A 19,750-nucleotide genomic window follows, 5' to 3' on the forward strand; every position below is an offset into this window, starting at 1 on the left:
TAGGTTTTCTGCTGTTGCGTCCTTCAACGGTACCGGACGTGACCACTCAAGATGCAGCTTCATCTCAAAGCCCCCTGATCAGTCGTAAGCCCCAACGCCCAGGTTAAGCCGCCGTGCTCGCCGGAGGCGAGCACGGTCGGCTTGAACCGCTGGTTGGGCGCACCTGCGCGCTACCGCTGGTAGAAATCTCGATGCTGTACTAAATACTCCCCGCATCCAGCCAAAACTCCCGTGCGCGTACTGTTGACCGGAAAGCTGATCGTGCCGTTATTATTGGCGACGACTTTCACAGGAATGTAGTGAGTGCTTACGCCGGGCGAACAACCGGGAAACGTTCTGTTCGTGAAGGTTCCGTAGATTTCGTGGTATGCCTGGCCCGAAGTCGCTACACACGTTGGGCTGCAAACATACTGGCATGCGTATCCGGTGTATCCAATAGGGTTGTTGGCATCGGGATCTCGAATCCACCCACTCGCCGAGCAGAAGTTGAATGTTCCTGTGCCCACGAGCTGGTACCCCGGAGAGTTGCAAAAGTTGTTCTTGAACAGCAGTTCTGCCCGAACCCAGTTCGCAACAATCTCTGCATTCAAGGCCCGCATCACGGGATGATTCCCATCGGTCCACTCAACGTACGCACCGATTACTCGATCTGGGTGAGGCGTCGTCGGACGAGACGACCCCGAGCATGGGAACGACTCCGGAAGCCTGAGTGGATCGGCAGCGGCATTTGCCGCAGGCGCGGCCGCTTCTCCAGACGATCCGTTCACTGGGACTTGCGACTGAACAATATTCTCTGGTGGTATCGGGCTTGCAAGCGCCGTCACAGGCGGCACCGTACGCCACCCCCTTTCCTCAATAATCTCGCATTTGGTGGGGTCCCACGCAGTGTCAACCGTCGAGTACATTTTGGTCGTACTGAATTGCGAAACTGGGAAGTCCATCGTAAAGGACCAATTGCAGTTGCCGTCTGCGTCTTTTTGCCCTTTGACAAGCACTGAGCTTGGATTCTCAATGCCGAGCTGCGGTTGCGGCAGCTTTATGACGCCAGGCCTGCTCAGAAACTGCGCAACCTGATTTACCTGCAGCGGCACCTGGATGGAATCTGCTGCGTGCGCCGCACCCGCGACGAAGGCCAGAGCAATCATTGGTGCAATACCACCGACTGTCTTTCTCATAGCGTGCATAACCTTCTCCCTTGGTTTGTTGGTGCGCCATCGCATCAACGTAGTGCTGCGTAATTATTCGTTCCGACGTTCCCCATGCGATCTACGTAGTGCTATGGCCCAGAACACAAGCCCGGCGATCGCTCCATAGCTTCCGTACAGAGCTGCGCTGGACATAAACGATTCGTCCAAGCCGATGTGCGCCCCTACAGCAGCGCAGTACGCCGTAAGCGCCAGCGCACCCAATCCGAAGCCAACTGGAACCACTTGCCACACCGCAAGCCATCGCAATCGCCTACAAACGTAGTAAGCGGGCACTCCAAATAGAGCCGCGGACGGGTAGGCGAACCCCAGTCCCGCTATGACGACGCCGAACGGACTGGAAAATATGAGGGCATGAATGGCGGCTGGAGCCAAGGGCGCAAGAAAAAAACCGGCGAGGACAGGGTGCTTCATTTAGTGATCTTATTGAGGCCGATGGTCAAACTTAGCTTACATCTACCCGAAAGTGACGCCCAACGCCGAATTAGATTCGGAAACGTGACTGATAAGCCGATCACAGTGTCGGATAAAAACGGGGTTGTTCTGCAACCCTCGGATCGACAATGGTTTGTCGACACGGTTGCCGGTTTATCAAGCAATGAACAGTTCAATTCAGCCCCCTCCCAGGTTGCTGGATCAGGTCCGGGACCGGCTGCGCGCGAAGCACTACAGCCTGCGGACCGAGTCGTCCTATGTGGAGTGGATTAAACGCTTCATCTTTTTTCACGGCAAGCGGCATCCACGGGGGATGGGGGGCGTCGAAATTTCCGCGTTTCTGACCCATCTTGCCGTGGATCGTCAGGTGGCGGCCAGTACGCAGAATCAGGCGCTGGCGGCGCTGCTGTTCCTCTACCGGGAGGTACTCGCAGTGGAGGTTCCATGGATCAAGGATGTCGTCCGCGCAAAGAAGCCGAGACGCCTGCCGACGGTGCTGACGCCGGTCGAGGCACAATCGCTGATCGCGCATGTCGATCCGCACATGGCGCTGATCGTTCGCCTGCTGTACGGGACCGGAATGCGCCTGATGGAGGTCGTGCGCTTGCGGGTAAAGGACGTGGAGTTTTCGCGTCGGGAGATCGTGGTACGGGATGGTAAGGGCGCCAAGGATCGGGTGACGCTCCTGCCGCAGTCGGTCATCGAACCGCTACGCTCACACCTGGATTTGCGGCGCGCGGTATTCGATCAGGACAGACTGGCGGGACGGGCTGCGGTGTGGCTGCCCGATGCGCTGTCGGTGAAATATCCGAATGCTGCCACCGAGTGGGGATGGCAGTATGTATTCGTTGCCCAGGGTTTCTCGGTGGACCCGCGCACGGGCGAGCGGCGGCGGCACCATGTGGATGAAGGGCGGATTCAACGCGCGGTGCGTCAGGCGGCACAGCAGGCGGGCATCGTCAAGCCGGTTTCACCGCAGGTGCTGCGACATTCCTTTGCCACACATTTGCTGGAGAGCGGCTACGACATCCGCACCGTGCAGGAGCTTTTGGGCCATGAGGACGTGAGCACGACGATGATCTACACCCACGTGCTCAATCGGGGCGGACGCGGGGTGGTCAGTCCGGTGGATCGGATGTAGGCGGTTGCGGTACTCCCAGTCTCGCCCGCTCTCCCGTCTGGAGAGGGTGAGCCGATGTTCAGGCGCGCGGCCTGAACGCCAGCGCGGCGGAATTGATGCAGTAGCGCTGGCCCGTCGGCCGCGGGCCGTCGGGGAAGACGTGGCCCAGGTGCGCGTCGCAGCGCGCGCACAGGACTTCGACGCGGCGCATGCCGTGGCTCAGGTCTTCGCGCGCGGCGACATGGTCGTTGGCGATGGGGTCGAAGAAGCTCGGCCAGCCGGTGCCGGATTCGAACTTGGTGTTGGAGTCGAACAGCGGCAGGTCGCAGCACACGCAGTGGAACACGCCGTCGCGGTGGTCGTCCCACAGCGCGCCGGTGAACGCGCATTCGGTGCCGCCCTGGCGCGTAACACGGTACTGTTCCTCACCGAGCAGGGCGCGCCATTCGGCGTCGGTCTTGCGGATCTTTTCCATCTCGGTCCTCGTCGGCTTTCGCTTCGTCGCTCGGGCCTCTACTCTACGCGCGCCGCGACTCGGCGGATTCAGGGGGAACGACATGCTCACGGGTTTGGTGGCAGCGGCTGCCGCGACTGCGCTGCTGGCGATCGTCGCCGACTGGGACGAGGCCAAGCCGAAGGTCTTCTACCTGCTCAAGCCGCTGACGACGATCCTGATCGCCGGGATCGCATGGATCGCGCCGGAGTCCGACTACCGCAGCTGGCTGCTGATCGGTCTGGCGCTGTCGCTGGCCGGGGACATCTGCCTGATGTTCGACGGCAACCTCGCGTTCATGGGCGGGCTGTCGAGTTTCCTGCTCGCGCACGTCGTGTTCATGTGGGCCTTCGTGCACGGCATCGACATCGTCCATGTGCCGTGGTGGGCCGGTGTGTTCGTGCTCTACGGCCTGGTGTTCTCCTTCGTGCTGTTGCCGAAGGCCGGCGCGCTGAAGCTGCCGGTGCTGGTCTATGGCACGGTGCTGATGGGCATGGCGATCACCGCGTCGGTCCGCTGGGTCAACGTCGGCGGCACCGGCGGCTTGCTGGCCTTCATTGGCGCCTGCCTATTCGTGATCTCCGACTCGTCGCTGGGCGCGCGCAAGTTCCTCGGGCCGTATCGCGGCGCGCAGGGGCTGATCCTGTCCACCTACTGGGCGTCGATCGCGCTGATCGCCGCATCCGCGCTCGACGCGCCGGCCTGAGCGCCGGCTTCAGAACTTCGCCAGCAGGGTTTCGACATCCTTACGGATCGCGGCGAGCGATTCGGCGGAAGGCACCGGCTTGCGCGGCGAAGCGCCGTTGACCAGCGCGGCGAAGGCGATCCAGCCGCCGTTGCGCTTGCGCAGGTAGCCGGCGGTGCCGAACACCGAATAGGGCTCGGTGAGCGTGCCGGTCTTGAGCGCGACACGTTCGCGCCACGCGGCGTTGCCGATGCGCAGGCGCGCGTGCGGCGCCTGGCCGGGCACGACCAGGCCGCCGTAGAACACCGGAAAGGTCTGCGTATTGCCGTACTGGCGGCGCAGTACCGCGACCAGATCCTGCGCCGACAGCCGGTTCTCCGGCGTCAGGCCGCTGCCGCTGAGCAGCAACGGCCGGTCGTCGTCGCGCGGCGGCGGATAACCCACTTCCTGGCGCGCGCGCAGGACCAGATCCGACAGCGGCCGCGCGGCGGCGGCGAGGCTGGTCACCGGTTCGGGCGTGCGCTCGGCCGCCATCGCCAGCGTCAGCACGTCGGAGATGTAGTTGTTGGAGTAGCGCAGCAGGCTGGCGACCTGCTCGCGCAATGGCCGGCTCTGGGTCTGCGCGAGCAGTTGGCGATCGCGTGGCAGCGGGCCGTCGATCACCGAGACGGCACCGCCGACGGCGATGCCGATTTCGTTGAGCACCTGGCGCAGCAGCAGGCCGGTGCCGAGTGCCGGATCGGCCATCGAGCGGTACAGGCGTGTCTCGCCGGCGCCCGGATGGATGTCGCCGCCCATCAGCAGCGCCTCGCCGGCGGGGCGCGTGATGCGGTCCAGCCACAGCCAGGTGCTGCGCCGCGCAGCGCTGGTGCGGATCGCGCCCTCCAGCGGAATCGGCACCTCGACGCCGGCGCAACTGCGCACGCGCGCCGTGGCGCCGGGCGCAGCCGGCGACACATCGACGCACCACGTGCCGTAATCGACCCCGATCGCCGCCAGCGGCGCGTCGTAGGCGGTGTGGCTGCGCGCCAGCGCCTTGCAGCGGTCCTTGGTCTCGCAGCCGAGTCGGCCGAAAGGTTCCGCGTTGACGACGACGCCGCCCTCGACCACGTGCACGCCGGCCTGTTTGAGCTGCGCGGCGAGCAGCCACAGATCCTGGTGGTCGAAGGTCGCGTCGCCCTCGCTGTATACCACCAGGTCGCCGGCGAGCTTGCCGTCGGCCGCCGGCGCGGCACCGACGATGCGCGTCGCGAAGGTCTTGTCCGCGTCCCAGGTCTCCAACGCGGCGGCAGCGAGCACGACCTTGCTCAGCGACGCCGGCGTGAGCCTGCGATCGGCGTCGAGCGCCTGCAGCGTCGCGCCGCTGTCCAGATCCACCGCGACTGCGGTCACGCGCGCGTCGAAACGACCCTGCAGCGCTTCGAGCGACTTCCATTCGGCCTGGGCGGCGGCGCTGGCGGCGAACAGTGCCAGCGCGGCGACACGCGACCCGATCTTCTTGTCCTTCTTCATGCGCGCTTATGTACACCGGCGCCGGCGCTGGGTCCATGCCCGCGCCGCTATGTCTCTGTCGGCGCGCGAAACGATGTCGCGGCGCAGGCTCAGGCCTGCGCATCCAAAGACGCCACCCAGATCGCGGCGAGGCGTTCGAGGCCGGCGCGGTCGTCTTCGTCGAAGCGGCCGCGCAGCGGACTGTCGAGGTCGAGCACGCCCAGCAGCTCGGCACCGCGCAGCAGCGGTACGACGATCTCGGCATTGGATGCCGCGTCGCAGGCGATGTGTCCGGGAAACGCATGCACGTCCTCGACGACCTGCGTGCGCAGTTCCAGCGCCGCGGTGCCGCAGACGCCGCGGCCCCAGCCGATACGCACGCAGGCCGGCTTGCCCTGGAACGGGCCGAGCACCAGCTCGCGGCCCTGAGCGCCCTCGTGGACGAAGTAGAAACCGGCCCAGTTCAGGTCGGGCAGGCCGTGCCAGATCAGCGCCGCGAGATTGGCGGCGTTGGCGACGCGGTCGCATTCGCCCTGCAGCAGCGCCTGGGCCTGTTCGGCCAGTTCGACATAGAGCGTCGGCTTGTCCGGCGCGGACGGAGCTTTCAGCTCGAAGCTCATCTCGGTCCTCCACGTGGGGGCGCAGTATAGGCCGCGGTGTGATCGAAAGAATACATAGAGACGTCGGTATCGGTAGAATTGACACATCGTGTGCCGGCGCTTGGTGGAATTTCCGGGCGCGGGGCCGGTCTGTGCATCGCTAAGCTGCACGCGGTTTCGGTGCAGTCACCCTTCACTCCACGAGGAATCCGTTCCATGCGACATCTCGCTCTCGGCGCGATCAGCGCCGTGCTGCTGATTGCCTGCGGCAAGACACAGCAGGCCAGCGCGCCTGCGCCGACCGCCGTTCCCGCGCCCAAGGCGCTGGCCTCCGGCATCGACTCGGCCCAGTTCGACCCGTCCGTCCGCATCCAGGACGACTTCTACCGCCACGTCAACGGCACCTGGCTGAAGAACAATCCGGTGCCGGCGGACAAGTCCAACTACGGCTCGTTCACCAAGCTCGCCGACGACGCCGAGAAGCAGCTGCGCGCGATCATCGAGGAAGCGGCGGCCAAGGCCGACAAGAAGCCCGGCTCCGACGAGCAGAAGGTCGGCGACTACTACGCCGCGTTCATGGACGAGGCGCGCGCCGACGAACTGGGTCTCAAGCCGCTCGAAGCCGAGCTGGCACGCATCGACGCGCTCAAGGACCGCAAGGAACTCGCCGCGCTGCTGGCGCATCTGTCGCGCATCGGCGTCAACGTCGTGCCCGGCTACATCGACACCGACGCCAAGGATTCGACGCAGTACATGGTGTACCTGTTCCAGGGCGGCACCGGCCTGCCGGACCGCGATTTCTATCTGGACAAGAACGAGAAGTTCGCGCAGATCCGCAGCAAGTATGAAGCGCACATCGGCAACATGCTCCAGCTCGCCGGCATCGAGCAGCCGCAGGCCAGGGCCAAGGCGATCATGGCGCTGGAGATGAAGCTCGCCGAGAAGCAGTGGGACAAGGTCGATTCGCGCGACGCCGACAAGACCTACAACAAGTTCGCCTTCGCGGATCTGCCCAAGCTGATGCCGACCTTCGACTGGCCGGCGTTCATCGACGGCAGCGGCATCGGCAAGTCGGCCGGTCTGGTCATCAGCCAGCCAAGCTTCTTCACCGCCTTCGACCAGATCCTGCAGAAGACCGACCTGGACACGATCAGGGCCTGGCTCAAGTGGAACCTGATCAGCACTTACGCGCCGTATCTGTCGAAACCCTTCGTCGATGAGAACTTCGCGTTCTACGGCAACACGCTCAACGGCATCGCCGAACTCAAGCCGCGCTGGAAACGCGGCGTCGATGCCACCGAGAACGCGCTCGGCGAGGTGCTCGGCCGCATCTACGTCGCGCGGCATTTCCCGCCCGAAGCCAAGGCGCGCATGGAGGTGCTGGTGCAGAACCTGGTCAAGGCCTACGAGGCCAGCATCAAGGAGCTGGACTGGATGAGCGACGAAACCAAGGACAAGGCGCTGGTCAAGCTGTCCAAGTTCACGCCCAAGATCGGCTATCCGAATAAGTGGAAGGACTACTCGAAGCTGGAGGTCCGCGCCGACGACCTGGTCGGCAACGTGATGCGCTCCAACCAGGTCGAGCACGACCGTGAAACCGCCAAGCTCGGCGGGCCGATCGACCGCGACGAGTGGCACATGACGCCGCAGACGGTCAACGCCTACTACAACCCGGGCATGAACGAGATCGTGTTCCCGGCCGCGATCCTGCAGCCACCGTTCTTCGACATGAACGCCGACGACGCGGTGAACTACGGCGGCATCGGCGCGGTGATCGGCCACGAGATCGGTCACGGCTTCGACGACCAGGGCTCCAAGTACGACGGCGACGGCAATCTCAAGTCGTGGTGGACCGAGGACGACCGCAAGCGCTTCGAGGAACGCACCAAGGCGCTGATCGCGCAGTACGACGCCTACGAGGCGCTGCCGGGCCAGCACGTCAACGGCGCGTTCACGATCGGCGAGAACATCGGCGATCTCGGCGGCCTGTCGATCGCCTACAAGGCCTACCGGATGTCGCACCCGGAACCGGCGACGATCGACGGCCTGACCGGCGACCAGCGCGTGTTCATGGGCTGGGCGCAGGTCTGGCGCCGCAACTACAAGGACGAGAACCTGCTGCAGCGCCTGAAGTCCGATCCGCACTCGCCGTCGGAGTTCCGCTGCAACGGCATCGTGCGCAACATCCCGGAGTGGTACGCGGCCTTCGGCGTGCAGGAAACCGACAAGCTCTACCTCGCACCGGAACAGCGCGTGAAGATCTGGTGAGCGCTGCTCGCTGCGACGCAAAAGGGGTCGGCAGTGCCGACCCCTTTTGCGTTGCGCCGGTCCGAAGCGCTACGAAGCCGCCAGCGCCGGTTCGTCCTCGACCAGTTCCAGGCGGCTGATCAGCGCGTCGAGCAGGGCGCAGTAGCGCTCCGGCGCCTGCAGCAGCTCGTGGTAGCGCGCCAGTTCGCCAGCCAGACGCTTGTCATGGCTGACGCGGCTGCCCAGGCGCGACGACAGCGTGCGCAGCACCTGCGGGTGCTCCTTTTCCAGTTCGGCGATCTCGGCGAGCGCAGGCGCGAGCAGGGACTTGCGCCGGTCGCGCACGCGCAGGCGCCGGTACAGCGTGCCCAGGTAACCGGCCGCAGCGCCGGCGATGACGCTGCCGATGCCGGCAACGAGGTTGTCCGGATCGATGACGTAGGGAACCAGGCCCGCGCCGACGCCGACCAGCGTGATCAGCGTGTCGGATTCGCGGAAATGCAGCGGGTCGGTCTCGTAGTAGGCCCGGGTCTGCGGCAGCCGTGCCTTGATGCGCAGTGCGAGGTGGTAGGGATGCATCGCCATGTCGGGGGGTGCCTGTGAACTTGTGTTTGTGCCATGCCGGCGCGACCGCGGCGCCGTCATCCGCGCCAGCGCGCGCGGCCGGCCGACGGATGGATGCCGTGCCTCCGGCAACCCGCTGCCACGACCGCGCTACGGGCCGCCCGGCTCCGCAGCAGCATACACGCAGCACGGCGGATCGTAAGGCAGCTGGCGCCGCCCCAGCTCCGTCGCCGGCTGCGCCGCGTCGCTGGCGATCACGCCGACCGACGACACGGTGAACAGGTAGCGGCCGTTCGCATCGGCCATGAACACGCTGCGGCGCGGGTCGGCGGCGTAGATGTAGCAGGGCGCGAGGATGCCGCTGCCCGGCGGCGGGCAGTCGTAGGCCGGGTCGCTGTCGTCGATCAGCGACTGGTGATCGATCAGCGCCAGCTCGGTCAGCGGCGTGGCCGCGGCCGGATCGACGCGCACGACCTGGAAGCCGGTGAAGCTGCCGGACTCGCTCCAGCGCTGCAGCGGCACCGACAGCGTACCCGGCACCGGCGCGTCCTCGCTGTCGGGGAAATAGCTGAACGCGTGCGGGTCGTATTCGGCGGCGCTGTAACTGTAGCCGTCGGCCGATCCCGAGGGTGTCAGCGTGGCGCCGATCTGGCTGATGTCGGTCAGATCGGCCACGTCGAACAGCTGCACCGCGAGATTGCCGGTGAGCGTGCCGTCGTCGGTGCCTTCGCGGCCGATGGTCAGGAGGTAGTCGTCGCCCAGCGGCAGGATGTAGCTGGAGAAGCCGGGCAGCTTGAGCTCGTCGGCCACCGCCGGATTGGCCGGATCGGACAGATCCAGCGCGAACAGCGGGTCGATCTGCCGGAACGTCACGACGAAGCCGCGCGGGCCGATGAAGCGCGAACTCTGGATGCGCTCGCCGGGCGCCAGATCGCGCAGCGCGCCGGTCTGGGCCATGGTGTCGTTGCTCTGCGCGTCGAGCACGGTGACGTGGTTGACCGGCTCGAAGCGATCGGCCTCCAGGCGCGTCTGCGTGCTGGCGACACGCAGGTGTCCGTCGTACTCCGACAGCTGGTAGCTGTTGCTGACCGTGCCGTCCACCGTGCCGACGGCGCGATAGGCAGCCGCGCCGGTGGCGGACAGCGCCAGCCGGTAGATCGCGGTCTCCTCGGCCTGCGCCGGATCGAACCACCAGCCGAAGCTCGACTGCACCAGGTACAGGTTGGCGGTCGAGGCATAGACCAGGTAGGCGTTGTTGACGATCGCGCTGGCGGCGGAGTTGCCACCGTCGGTGTCGAAGCTGTCGATCACCGCTAGGCCCAGCGCCGCGGTCACGTCGGGGTGCGCGATCGCGTCGCAGGCCAGCGCCTGGTCGAGCGGCGCCGCGCCGGCAAGCTGCACGCGCCGGTGCGGCAGGAACTCGGCGGCGCCGGCCGCGCTCACGCGCTGGCGGATGCGGGCATTGATCTGCGACTTGATCTGCGCGGCCTGCGCGTCGTCGCCGCGTCCACGTGCGTCCTGGTACTGGCTGCGCAGCGTCGTCAGCTGGCTGTCGCTGCCGTCGTAGAACCAAGCCGGCGTCGGCACGTCGAACCGCGAGACGCGATGCACGCGCCGCTCGATGCGCCGCGTCTGCAGCGGCCAGCCATCGACGGACACGCGACCGACCTGCTGCGGCGCGGCCGGATCGGTGAGGTCGATGATCAGCGCGACCGCCTGACCGCGGCCGTCCGCATAGGTCGAGCCCAGCGCCACCAGGGTCTGCGCGGTCTCGTCGAGGAGCATGTCGCTGGCGTAGAAGGTGGCGTCGCCCGCGGCGAGGTCCAGCGTCACCAGCGGCCGCTGTTCGAGGCCGGCCGGCGGAAACGCCGCGAGGATGTGCAGCTGGCGGCCGGACAGGATGTACAAACGGCCGGCGGCATCGGCCTTGACGATGTCCGCTTCATCGACGCCGGCTTCCTGCGTGTTGGTGCCGGACACGCGGTCCGGACCGGCCGCCTCGCCGCCGGCACCGGGCGAGGCGCCGGGCGCGGGCGTTGCCGACGGCGGCGGCACGTTGTCCGCGGCATAGACGGGGCACGGCCCGTCGGCGAAGCAGTAGTAGCTCGTCAGGTACTGCTCGGTGAGCGCGTCGCCGGCGTAGGCGAGGAAGTCGCTGCAATCGGCGGCGAAGGTCTTCAGCGCCAGCTTTTCCGTCGGCGTCCTGGTCGTCCCGGGGCCGGGCCCCGGCGTCGGCTGGGGACCGGAGGAACCGTGATGACCGCCGCAGCCGCTCAGCAGCAGGCCGGCGGCGAGAACCAAGATCCCGGATCGACGCATGGCCGTATCTCCGAGCGTGAGGGAACACAGCATAGCGCAAGGCCGGGCCGGCGCCATCCGCAGTTGCCGCAATTCAGTCGATGACCGGCGCCGGCGAACGCATCTGCCAGCGGTATCGCGCGAGGTCGATGCGTGGCCCCTCGAATTGCACCCCTTCGGCTTGCAGCCGCCGGCGCTGCTGCCGCCCCGCATCGCTGCCGTCCGGCAGCGCGATGCGGCCCTGGGCGTTGACGACGCGGTGCCAGGGCAGGTCGAGATGGTCCGGCGCGTGCGCCAGCGCCTGGCCGGTGAGCCGCGGCCGCTTGGGAAAGCCAGCCGCGCTGGCGATCTGGCCATAGGTCGCCACCCGGCCGGGCGGAATCCGGCGCACGACCGCCCAGATGCGCGCGTAGGCTTCGGGCATCGGGGTTGCAGAAACGGAACGGTGCGGCATGCCCGGAGCATGCGCCGGCCGCGGCGCCGCGGCCAGCCGGGCCTGGGCGGGAGACGGCGCGCTATCCTGCGCGCATGCACCCGCCGCAGGATCGTCCGCCCACGCTGAACCGGCCGCCCACCCGCGCGGTCGCGAGCGGCGCGCTGCTGGTGCTGGCCCTGTTCCTGGCCGGCGCGGTGCTGGCCGGGCGCAGCTATGTCGATCTGCACCGCCTGGTCGAGCGCGAACTGGAGCTGCGTTTCCTCTCGGGGCAGCTGCTGTACCTGCGCGAGCAGCTGAGCGCGTCGGCGCGGCTGGCCGCGGTGACCGGCGATGGCCAGTGGGAACAGCGCTACCGCGCCGTGTCTGCGCAGTTCGAAGCCGCGCTGCGGCGCACCGTGGCGATCGCACCGCCGCAGCCGATCGCGCAGTCGCCGGTCTGGCTGTCCGGCGCGGCGCTGGCGGCCGTCGAGGAACAGGCGTTCGCGGCCCGCCGCGATGGTCGGCCGGCGCAGGCGCTGGCGCTGCTCGAGGGCGCCGACTACGCCGCGCGCCAACGGGATTACGTCGATGCGCTGCAGCGCTTGGGCACGGAAGCCGTCGAACAGGCGCAGGCGCGGCTGCGCCAGCAGCGCCAGCTGGTGCTGATCGTCGCGGTCGTCGGGCTCGCGCTGCTGGCGGCGCTGGCCGCGGCCTGGAGCTGGATCTCCGGCCTCGTTCAGCAGTATCTGGCCGCGGTGCAGCGCGGCGAACTGGCGCTGGCGGAAAGCCATCGCGATCTGGAGAAGCGCGTGCAGGAGCGCACCGCCGAACTGTCGGCCCTCAACCGGCAGCTGCGCGCGGAGATGGAGCAGCGCACGAAGATGGAACTGGAGCTGCGCCAGGCGCAGAAACTCGAAGCGATGGGGCGGCTCGCCGCCGGGCTGGCGCACGAGATCAACACGCCGGTGCAGTTCGTCGCCGACAGCTGCCACTATCTCGCCGACGGCACGGCGCAGGCACTGGCGCTGCTCGACCGTTACCGGCTCGCGCTCGAACAGGTCGAGACGGGCGCGGTCGGCGCCAGCGCGGCGCGCGCGGCGCTGGATGCCGAGCGGCGCCGCATCGCCGCCGACGAGCTGGCGGTCGATCTGCCGCAGGCCGGCGCACGCGCGCTCGAGGGCCTCGAGCGCATCGCGCAGATCGTGCGCTCGATGAAGGAGTTCTCGCACCGCGGCAGCGGGCAGCGCACGCCGGTCGATCTCAACCGCGCGATCGAGAACACGCTGACCATCGCACGCCACGAGTACCGCTATGTCGCCGACGTGCGCACCGAGTTCGGCGACTTGCCGCCGGTGCCCTGCTTCCCCGGCGAGCTGAACCAGGCGCTGCTGAACCTGATCGTCAACGCCGCGCACGCGATCGCCGACGCGGTGCGCGGCAGCGAGCGCCGCGGCTGCATCACCGTGCGCACGCGGCGCGCCGCCGGCCACGTCGAGATCGACGTCGCCGACGACGGCACCGGCATCCCGGACGAGATCCGCGAGCGCATCTTCGAACCCTTCTTCACGACCAAGGAAATCGGCAAGGGCAGCGGCCAGGGGCTGGCGATCGCACGCGCGGTGATCGTGGACCAGCACGGTGGCCAGCTCATCGTCGATTCGACGCCCGGCCAGGGCACGACCTTCACGATCCGCCTGCCGCTGGAGCGGCCGGAAAGCCTGGAGACCGCTGCGCCATGAACGACAACGAAGACGTCCGACCGACCGTCCTGTGCGTGGACGACGAACCGAACATCCTCGGCAGCCTGTCGCTGCTGCTCAAGCGCAGCTACACGGTGCTGACCGCGACCTCCGGCGCCGCCGGCATCACGCTGATGCGCCAGCGCCCCGAGATCGACGTGGTCATCTCCGACATGCGCATGCCAGGCATGGACGGCGCGAAATTCCTGCACGCCGCGCGCTCGATCTCCGCGGACGCACCGCGCATCCTGCTGACCGGCCAGGCGGACCTCGATGCGGCGATCGCCGCGGTCAACGACGGCCAGATCTTCCGTTTCCTGATGAAACCCTGCCCGCCGGCGACCCTGCTCGGCGCGGTGGAGGCGGCGCTGCGCTACCGGCAGCTGGTGCAGGCCGAGCGCGTGCTACTGCAGCAGACCCTGACCGGCGCGGTGCAGGCGCTGGTCAACGTGCTGGCCATGCGCTACCCGTCGGCGTTCGGCGCCGCCGAGCGCGTCAAGCGCCGCGTCGCCCGGCTGGCGAAGACGATGGTGCCGGAACTCGCGTGGGCACTGGAGATCGCGGCGCTGCTGCGGCCCCTGGGCACGATCGCGCTGCCCGACGCGGTCGCCGACAAGCTGTACGACGGCTCGACGCTGGATGCGGTCGAGCAGGCGATGGTCGCGCGCACCGTGCCGCTGACGGATCAGCTGATCGCGCACATCCCGCGCCTGCAGACCGTGCGCGCGCTGCTCGCACTGGCCCAGGACCTGCCGGTGCCGGCCGGCTGCGAGCCCACCGATGCGGCGCGCGCGGACCACCTGCGCGCCGCGCAGATCCTGCGCGCCGCGGTGGACTTCGACCGCCTGCTGACCGAAGGTTTCTCGGCAACGGCGGCGCTGCACAAGATGCTCGCGCAGAAAGCCGTTTACGGCCTGCCGGTGCTGGAAGCCCTCGACAAGACGCACGGCCGTGACGACAGCGTCGGCCTGATCCAGGAAGTGCTGCCGCACGCGCTGCGTCCCGGCATGGTCATCGCTCGGGATGTGGTGCAGAACAATGGCGTGCTGCTGGTCGCGCGCGGCTACGAGGTGACGCCGGGCCTGGTCGAACGCATCCGCAACCTGCCGCCCGGTGCGCTGACGGCGCCGATCCAGGTCGAGGCCAGTCCGCGCGAGCGAAGCGCGACCGAGCTCCCTGCTCAAGACGGGACCGCCGACGGTTGAGGTGCTGCCGGGCGCGAGGCCCGGCGCGACCTTCTACTTCCGCCCAACCCCCAACGATCTGCGCAGGCCAGCGGCGCGGCTTGCGAGCTGGCCGGAGTGTAAGCCGATCACGGATTCAGATGAAGAGGGTACCGGACGCGACGCGCACGGCGTGGCCGCCGACACGGATCGCGGCGACCGCGCCGCCGGCACGCTCCGCGCAAACGTGCAACTCGCTCGGCCGACCCATCTCCAGGCCCTGCCGGATCAGCCATTGCAGGCGACCTTCGGCCTGCGGCGACTCGCTGGCCAGCGCGCCCGCCAGCGCCGCGGCCGCGGAACCGGTGGCCGGATCCTCGGCCACGCCCAGTCCCGGCGCGAACATGCGCGCACGCAGTTCGCCTTCGTAGCCGCGCGCATAGACGTAGAGCTGCTGCGCCCACTGACCGGCCAGGTGCCGGTGCCAGGCGGCGCCATCGAGCGCGATCGACGCCAGCAGTTCGGGCGCGCGCAGCGGCACGAGCACGAACGGCACGCCGCAGGAGACCGCGCGCACGCGCTCGCCGTCGCTGCCGAGATCGGCGCGCTGCAGGCCGAGGATCGCCGCCACGGCAGCCTCGTCCGGCGTCGGGCCGTATTCCGGCAGCTGCGCGGTCGTCAGCTCGGCATAGGGCGCCTGCCCCGCGCGCCGGCGCACGCCGACCGCCACCGGCCCGATGCCTTCTTCCAGCACGAAGCGCGCCTCTTCGTCACCGGCCTGCGGCGCGAGACCCAGCTCGGACAGCAGGCAGGCGGCGCCAACGGTCGGATGCCCCGCGAACGGCAGCTCGCGCGCCGGGGTGTAGATGCGCAGCTGCGCCGCCGCAGTGGCGGCACGGGGTGCGCGCACGAACACGGTTTCGGACAGATTGAACTCCCGCGCGACGGCCAGCATCTGTGCCGGCGACAAGGCATCGGCCTGCAGCACGACGGCCAGCGGGTTGCCCGCATACGGCGTATCGGTGAACACGTCGAGGATGTGGTAGGGCAGGTTCATGAGGAGTTTCCGCGCGGATCGGAGCGCCATTGTCCGATGGCAGCCCTGCGCTGCCCAGTCGGCGGGTTGCCATGCGGGTTGAGCTTGGCGCGCCGAGCGCTTACCTTGCCAAGGTCCCGGTCTTGCTCCGCAACTCGCCCCTCGATGCCGTTCGACATGCGCAACCGCGTCCAGCCCGAGGTCGAGCGCTATGGCGCTCCCGCGCAGCTGCTGCACTGGCTGACCGCACTGCTTGTGCTGGGCGTGTTCGCGGTCGGCTTCTACATGGTGGGCCTGAATGTCTCGCCGCTGCGCCTGCGCCTGTTCTCGTATCACAAGTGGATCGGCGTGACCGTGTTCGCGCTCGCGCTGCTGCGCCTGGCCTGGCGCCTGGTCGCGCCGCCGCCGGCACTGCCGGCGACGATGCCGGCCTGGGAACGCCAGGCCGCCGCGATCGGCCACCGGCTGCTGTACCTGCTGGTGCTGGCGGTGCCGCTGTCCGGCTGGCTGATGAGCTCGGCCAAGGGTTTCCAGACGGTGTACCTGGGCGTGCTGCCGATCCCGGACGCGCTCGCCAAAAACCCGCCGCTGGGCGCGGCGCTGGAAGCGGTGCACTGGGGATTGAACAAGATGCTGCTGGCGATGGTCTGTGTGCATATCGCCGCCGCGCTGAAGCATCAATTCATCGACCGCGACGGCGTCCTGCTGCGGATGCTGCCGCGGCGCCAACGCACCGGGTCCGCGTGAAGACCGTTCCGCTGCTCTGCCTGTGCCTGCTGTCCGCGCTGCCCCTGACCGCGCCGGCGGCGCCGCGCGCCGTGCTGCCGCAAGGCAGCGAGATCGCCTTCCGGGTCACGCAGATGGGCGTCGATGTCAGCGGCCGCTTCACGCGCTTCGATGCGCGCATCGACTGGGTGGACGACGATCCCTCGCGCTCGTCGGCCGAGGTCACGGTGGACATCGGCAGCCTGAGCACCGGCGACGACGAGGCCGATGCGGTGGCGCTCGACAAGCCGTGGCTGAACCGCGCGGCCTTTCCGCAGGCGCAGTTCCGCAGCACGTCCGTGCGCCGGCTCGACGCGACACGCTACGAGGCCAGCGGCACGCTGACGATCCGCGGCCGTACGCGGCCGCTGAGCTTCGGCTTCAGCCTGCGGCCGCGCGACGGCGGCGGCGCGCTGCTGGAGGGCGAGTTCGCGGTGCTGCGTTCCGATTTCGGCATCGGCGGCGGCGAATGGAACGAGGGCGACCTCGTCGCCGATCGCGTGCCGGTGCGCGTGCGCCTGCTGCTGGCGCCGCCTTGATCCTTTAATCCATCCACCATCCGGGGAGTCGTCGCATGAAACGTGTTCTTGCAGTCCTGGCGCTGAGCATGAGCGGCCCGCTCGCGGCGGCCGACACCTACGTGATCGATCCGGCGCACACGCTGCCGAGCTTCGAGGTCAGCCACTTCGGCTTCTCGACGACGCGCGGCGGCTTCACCCGCACCGAGGGCACGATCACGCTCGACCTCAAGAAGAAGACCGGCGCGATCGACGTGCGCATCGACGCCGCCTCGCTGCAGACCGCGGTGCCCAAGCTCGACGCGCACCTGAAGAACCCCGATTTCTTCGACGTCGAGATGTATCCGGCGATCACCTTCAAGTCGAAGTCACTGAAGTTCGACGGCGACCGCCTCGTCGCCGTGACCGGCGACCTCGACATGCACGGCGTCAGCAAGCCGGTGACGCTGGAGGTCACGCACTTCCGCTGCGGCGAGCACCCGATCAAGAAGGTGCCGCACTGCGGCGCTGACGCGGTGGCGACGATCAAGCGCAGCGACTGGGGCATCACCACCTACTCGCCGGCGATCGGCGAGGACGTCACGCTCAAGATCCAGGTCGAGGCGAGCCGGCAGTAGCTGCGGCGCCGCCGGTCCTGCGGCGCACGCTGCCCGGCCTCACTTGAACTTGCCGCCGACGATGCGGCCCTGCGCGTCGAGTTCGGCGAAGTAACGGCTGTTGTTGAAGCGCAGCTCCTTGGTCGCCATCTGGCCGGGCAGCACCAGCTGCACGTCGGGATAGACGCGGGCGAACTCTGCCGGCGTCGGATGCGTGGCGATGTAGGCCTCGAAGCGCGGCAGGTCGGTGACGTAGCCCGCCACGGGCGCGAGCGTGGGTTCCGGGGTCGGCACGGGCGTGGCTCCATGGCAGGCGGTGAGCGCGAGCGCCGAGATCAGCGCGAGACCGGGGCGGCTCAGGACGGGGAACATGGGACTCTCCGGTGGACGGGGTGCAGCTTATCCTGCCGCGGGCGGAGCGCGTAACATGCGCGGCCCACCGATCCCGCGAGCCGCCATGGTCCGTTCCCTGCTGCCGGTCCTGCTTGCACTGTTCACCGCCGCCTGCACGCCGGCCGACGCGCTGCGGCGCCCGACGGCGATCCTCACCGCGCCTGCCGCGGCGCGCGCACCCGATCCGCACTCCTACGCCAACACCGACGCGTTCCGCACGCGGCACATCGCGCTGGACCTGAGTGTCGATTTCGCGTCCAAGACGCTGTCCGGCAGTGCCGAACTGCAGCTGCAGCGCCTCGACCGGCGCGCCGCGACCCTGATCCTCGACACGCGCGATCTCGACATCCGCGCCGTGCAGGCCGCCGGCGCCGACGGCCGCTACGCGCCGGCGAGCTTCACGCTGGATGCGCCCGACGCCGTGCTCGGCTCGGCGCTGCGCATCGCGCTGCCGCCGGGCGCGGAGCGCGTGCGCATCGACTACGCGACGCGGCCGCAGGCCAGCGCGCTGCAATGGCTCGCGCCGGCGCAGACCACCGACAAGAAGCGGCCGTTCCTGTTCACGCAGTCACAGGCGATCCACGCGCGCAGCTGGATCCCGCTGCAGGACACGCCGCAGGTGCGCGCGACCTATGCGGCGCGCATCCGCACGCCGCAGGATCTGGTCGCGGTGATGAGCGCCGAGTTCGATCTCGAGGCGCCGCGCAACGGCGACTACCGCTTCACGATGCCGCAGCCGATCCCTTCGTATCTGATCGCGCTCGCGGTCGGCGACCTGCGCTTCCGCGCCACCGGCCCGCGCACCGGCGTGTTCGCCGAACCCTCGATGGTCGAACGCGCCGCGCGCGAGTTCGCGGACACCGAGGCGATGATCGAGCGCTGCGAGGCGATCTTCGGGCCGTACCGCTGGGGCCGCTACGACCTGCTGGTGCTGCCGCCGAGCTTTCCCTACGGCGGCATGGAGAACCCGCGCCTGACCTTCGCGACGCCGACGATCATCACCGGCGACAAGGCGCTGGTGTCGCTGGTCGCGCACGAGCTGGCGCACTCCTGGTCCGGCAACCTCGTCACCAACGCCAGCTGGAACGACTTCTGGCTCAACGAAGGCTTCACCAACCACCTGACCTACCGGATCATGGAGGAAGTCTATGGCGCCGACCGTGGCGCGCAGGAACGCGCGCTGGGCGCGAGCGACCTGCGCGAGACTCTCGCACGCCTGGAACGCGACGGCGACAAGACCCTGATGCCGGACCTCGCCGGCCGTGATCCGGACGACGGTGTCACCGACGTGCCCTACGAGCGCGGCGCGCTGTTCCTCGCGTATCTGGAAGACCGCTTCGGGCGCGCGCGCTTCGACGCCTTCCTGCGCGGCTGGTTCGACCGGCACGCCTTCCAGAGTGTCACCACGGCGCAGTTCCTCGACGAGCTGGACCGGCAGCTGCTGCACAGGTTTCCCGGCGTCGTCAGCCGCGCACAGGTCGATGCCTGGCTGCGCTCGCCGGAGATGCCGGGCGACACCGTGTGGCCGCGGTCGGATGCCTTCGCCCGCGTGGACGAGGCGCGCGCGGCCTGGCTCGCGGGCATGCCGGCGCGGCGGCTGGCGACGCAGGACTGGCGCCTGCGCCAGTGGCAGTACTTCCTCGACAACCTGCCGTCGTCGCTGAGCCCGCGCCAGCTGGCCGAGCTCGACACGACGTTCAAGCTATCGGAGAGCCGCAACGCGGTGCTCGCCGCGCGCTGGCTGCGCGTCACCGCGCAGAACGCCTACGCCCCGGCCTACCCGGCGATGCAGCGGCACCTGACGTCGGTCGGGCGCATGTCGCTGATCACGCCGATCTACCGCGAGCTGGCGAAGACGCCGGCGGGCCTCGAAACGGCGCGGCGCATCTACCGCGAGGCGCGCGCCGGCTATCACCCGATCGCGCGCGATGCCGTCGAGCAGATCCTGGACCAGCCCGCGGCGCCGGCGAAATCGTGAACCGAATGAG

Annotated in this window: 18 protein-coding genes; 9 read left to right on the forward strand and 9 right to left on the reverse strand. The window is 68.5% G+C overall.

Going from position 1 to position 19,750, the window contains the following annotated elements:
* Nucleotides 1-170 precede the first annotated feature (170 nt).
* The gene (locus tag AAG565_RS07420; RefSeq protein WP_348818937.1) at nt 171-1,175 is read right to left on the reverse strand and encodes a hypothetical protein; all 1,005 of its coding nucleotides are present in this window, start codon (nt 1,173-1,175) and stop codon (nt 171-173) included.
* 628 nt (nt 1,176-1,803) lie between these two features.
* Between AAG565_RS07420 and AAG565_RS07425 the strand changes: the two genes are divergently transcribed.
* Nucleotides 1,804-2,781 carry an integron integrase gene (locus AAG565_RS07425; RefSeq protein WP_348818938.1) on the forward strand — a complete coding sequence of 326 codons (978 nt, stop codon included), beginning with the start codon at nt 1,804-1,806 and terminating at the stop codon, nt 2,779-2,781.
* A 58-nt stretch (nt 2,782-2,839) separates the two neighbouring features.
* On the opposite strand, the gene msrB is transcribed toward AAG565_RS07425, so the two are convergent.
* Nucleotides 2,840-3,235, reverse strand: coding sequence for a peptide-methionine (R)-S-oxide reductase MsrB (gene msrB, locus AAG565_RS07430; protein ID WP_348818939.1), 396 nt, complete (start codon nt 3,233-3,235; stop codon nt 2,840-2,842).
* A gap of 82 nt (nt 3,236-3,317) precedes the next feature.
* On the opposite strand from msrB, the gene AAG565_RS07435 reads away from it, so the two are divergent.
* On the forward strand, nt 3,318-3,959 hold the full coding sequence (locus AAG565_RS07435) for a lysoplasmalogenase (protein ID WP_348818940.1): 642 nt from the start codon (nt 3,318-3,320) through the stop codon (nt 3,957-3,959).
* 9 nt (nt 3,960-3,968) lie between these two features.
* Here the strand turns inward: AAG565_RS07435 and dacB are convergent, their stop codons facing one another.
* Both dacB and AAG565_RS07445 read right to left on the reverse strand, forming a co-directional pair.
* Nucleotides 3,969-5,450 carry a D-alanyl-D-alanine carboxypeptidase/D-alanyl-D-alanine-endopeptidase gene (gene dacB, locus AAG565_RS07440; protein ID WP_348818941.1) on the reverse strand — a complete coding sequence of 494 codons (1,482 nt, stop codon included), beginning with the start codon at nt 5,448-5,450 and terminating at the stop codon, nt 3,969-3,971.
* Nucleotides 5,451-5,539: 89 nt separating this feature from the next.
* Entirely contained in the window at nt 5,540-6,049 is a 510-nt protein-coding gene (locus tag AAG565_RS07445) for a GAF domain-containing protein (protein WP_348818942.1), read from the reverse strand.
* Nucleotides 6,050-6,244: 195 nt separating this feature from the next.
* Here AAG565_RS07445 and AAG565_RS07450 point away from each other — a divergent pair, with 195 nt between their 5' ends.
* Nucleotides 6,245-8,296, forward strand: coding sequence for a M13-type metalloendopeptidase (locus AAG565_RS07450; RefSeq protein WP_348818943.1), 2,052 nt, complete (start codon nt 6,245-6,247; stop codon nt 8,294-8,296).
* A gap of 69 nt (nt 8,297-8,365) precedes the next feature.
* Here AAG565_RS07450 and AAG565_RS07455 read toward each other — a convergent pair whose 3' ends face one another.
* From AAG565_RS07455 to AAG565_RS07465, 3 genes are all read right to left on the reverse strand, one after another.
* Nucleotides 8,366-8,860, reverse strand: coding sequence for a hypothetical protein (locus AAG565_RS07455; RefSeq protein WP_348818944.1), 495 nt, complete (start codon nt 8,858-8,860; stop codon nt 8,366-8,368).
* Between the two features lie 129 nt (nt 8,861-8,989).
* Nucleotides 8,990-11,158, reverse strand: a complete 2,169-nt coding sequence (locus AAG565_RS07460) for a beta-propeller domain-containing protein (RefSeq protein WP_348818945.1) — start codon at nt 11,156-11,158, stop codon at nt 8,990-8,992.
* A gap of 73 nt (nt 11,159-11,231) precedes the next feature.
* Nucleotides 11,232-11,561 carry an MGMT family protein gene (locus tag AAG565_RS07465; RefSeq protein WP_348818946.1) on the reverse strand — a complete coding sequence of 110 codons (330 nt, stop codon included), beginning with the start codon at nt 11,559-11,561 and terminating at the stop codon, nt 11,232-11,234.
* Between the two features lie 104 nt (nt 11,562-11,665).
* On the opposite strand from AAG565_RS07465, the gene AAG565_RS07470 reads away from it, so the two are divergent.
* Nucleotides 11,666-13,291: an ATP-binding protein gene (locus AAG565_RS07470; RefSeq protein WP_348818947.1), complete on the forward strand. Its 1,626-nt coding sequence runs from the start codon at nt 11,666-11,668 to the stop codon at nt 13,289-13,291.
* Nucleotides 13,288-14,496, forward strand: a complete 1,209-nt coding sequence (locus AAG565_RS07475) for a response regulator (RefSeq protein WP_348818948.1) — start codon at nt 13,288-13,290, stop codon at nt 14,494-14,496. The genes AAG565_RS07470 and AAG565_RS07475 overlap by 4 nt, the downstream gene beginning before the upstream one ends.
* A gap of 115 nt (nt 14,497-14,611) precedes the next feature.
* Here the strand turns inward: AAG565_RS07475 and AAG565_RS07480 are convergent, their stop codons facing one another.
* Complete coding sequence (locus tag AAG565_RS07480; RefSeq protein WP_348818949.1) at nt 14,612-15,511, reverse strand: PhzF family phenazine biosynthesis protein; 900 nt, start codon at nt 15,509-15,511, stop codon at nt 14,612-14,614.
* A 156-nt stretch (nt 15,512-15,667) separates the two neighbouring features.
* Between AAG565_RS07480 and AAG565_RS07485 the strand changes: the two genes are divergently transcribed.
* From AAG565_RS07485 to AAG565_RS07495, 3 genes are read left to right on the forward strand one after another with little or no spacing between them, the layout of a single operon-like run.
* Nucleotides 15,668-16,237 carry a cytochrome b gene (locus tag AAG565_RS07485; protein WP_348818950.1) on the forward strand — a complete coding sequence of 190 codons (570 nt, stop codon included), beginning with the start codon at nt 15,668-15,670 and terminating at the stop codon, nt 16,235-16,237.
* On the forward strand, nt 16,234-16,794 hold the full coding sequence (locus AAG565_RS07490; protein WP_348818951.1) for a YceI family protein: 561 nt from the start codon (nt 16,234-16,236) through the stop codon (nt 16,792-16,794). Before AAG565_RS07485 ends, AAG565_RS07490 begins: the two co-directional genes overlap by 4 nt.
* Before the next feature lie 35 nt (nt 16,795-16,829).
* Nucleotides 16,830-17,390: a YceI family protein gene (locus AAG565_RS07495; protein WP_348818952.1), complete on the forward strand. Its 561-nt coding sequence runs from the start codon at nt 16,830-16,832 to the stop codon at nt 17,388-17,390.
* Nucleotides 17,391-17,429: 39 nt separating this feature from the next.
* Here the strand turns inward: AAG565_RS07495 and AAG565_RS07500 are convergent, their stop codons facing one another.
* On the reverse strand, nt 17,430-17,741 hold the full coding sequence (locus AAG565_RS07500; protein ID WP_348818953.1) for a hypothetical protein: 312 nt from the start codon (nt 17,739-17,741) through the stop codon (nt 17,430-17,432).
* Nucleotides 17,742-17,826: 85 nt separating this feature from the next.
* Between AAG565_RS07500 and AAG565_RS07505 the strand changes: the two genes are divergently transcribed.
* On the forward strand, nt 17,827-19,740 hold the full coding sequence (locus tag AAG565_RS07505) for a M1 family metallopeptidase (RefSeq protein WP_348818954.1): 1,914 nt from the start codon (nt 17,827-17,829) through the stop codon (nt 19,738-19,740).
* The last annotated feature ends 10 nt before the right edge of the window (nt 19,741-19,750 follow it).

This window comes from Fontimonas sp. SYSU GA230001 (assembly GCF_040066175.1).
In the GTDB taxonomy this organism is placed as follows: domain Bacteria; phylum Pseudomonadota; class Gammaproteobacteria; order Nevskiales; family Nevskiaceae; genus Solimonas.

Excerpts from the sequence above, each read along its gene's own strand:
- AAG565_RS07460 (WP_348818945.1), bottom strand. The coding sequence starts at position 11,158 with ATGCGTCGATCCGGGATCTTGGTTCTCGCCGCCGGCCTGCTGCTGAGC.
- AAG565_RS07445 (WP_348818942.1), bottom strand. The coding sequence starts at position 6,049 with ATGAGCTTCGAGCTGAAAGCTCCGTCCGCGCCGGACAAGCCGACGCTC.
- AAG565_RS07495 (WP_348818952.1), top strand. The coding sequence starts at position 16,830 with ATGAAACGTGTTCTTGCAGTCCTGGCGCTGAGCATGAGCGGCCCGCTC.
- AAG565_RS07470 (WP_348818947.1), top strand. The coding sequence starts at position 11,666 with ATGCACCCGCCGCAGGATCGTCCGCCCACGCTGAACCGGCCGCCCACC.
- AAG565_RS07485 (WP_348818950.1), top strand. The coding sequence starts at position 15,668 with ATGCGCAACCGCGTCCAGCCCGAGGTCGAGCGCTATGGCGCTCCCGCG.
- msrB (WP_348818939.1), bottom strand. The coding sequence starts at position 3,235 with ATGGAAAAGATCCGCAAGACCGACGCCGAATGGCGCGCCCTGCTCGGT.
- AAG565_RS07475 (WP_348818948.1), top strand. The coding sequence starts at position 13,288 with ATGAACGACAACGAAGACGTCCGACCGACCGTCCTGTGCGTGGACGAC.
- AAG565_RS07505 (WP_348818954.1), top strand. The coding sequence starts at position 17,827 with ATGGTCCGTTCCCTGCTGCCGGTCCTGCTTGCACTGTTCACCGCCGCC.
- dacB (WP_348818941.1), bottom strand. The coding sequence starts at position 5,450 with ATGAAGAAGGACAAGAAGATCGGGTCGCGTGTCGCCGCGCTGGCACTG.
- AAG565_RS07450 (WP_348818943.1), top strand. The coding sequence starts at position 6,245 with ATGCGACATCTCGCTCTCGGCGCGATCAGCGCCGTGCTGCTGATTGCC.
- AAG565_RS07465 (WP_348818946.1), bottom strand. The coding sequence starts at position 11,561 with ATGCCCGAAGCCTACGCGCGCATCTGGGCGGTCGTGCGCCGGATTCCG.
- AAG565_RS07435 (WP_348818940.1), top strand. The coding sequence starts at position 3,318 with ATGCTCACGGGTTTGGTGGCAGCGGCTGCCGCGACTGCGCTGCTGGCG.
- AAG565_RS07425 (WP_348818938.1), top strand. The coding sequence starts at position 1,804 with ATGAACAGTTCAATTCAGCCCCCTCCCAGGTTGCTGGATCAGGTCCGG.
- AAG565_RS07500 (WP_348818953.1), bottom strand. The coding sequence starts at position 17,741 with ATGTTCCCCGTCCTGAGCCGCCCCGGTCTCGCGCTGATCTCGGCGCTC.
- AAG565_RS07420 (WP_348818937.1), bottom strand. The coding sequence starts at position 1,175 with ATGAGAAAGACAGTCGGTGGTATTGCACCAATGATTGCTCTGGCCTTC.
- AAG565_RS07480 (WP_348818949.1), bottom strand. The coding sequence starts at position 15,511 with ATGAACCTGCCCTACCACATCCTCGACGTGTTCACCGATACGCCGTAT.
- AAG565_RS07455 (WP_348818944.1), bottom strand. The coding sequence starts at position 8,860 with ATGGCGATGCATCCCTACCACCTCGCACTGCGCATCAAGGCACGGCTG.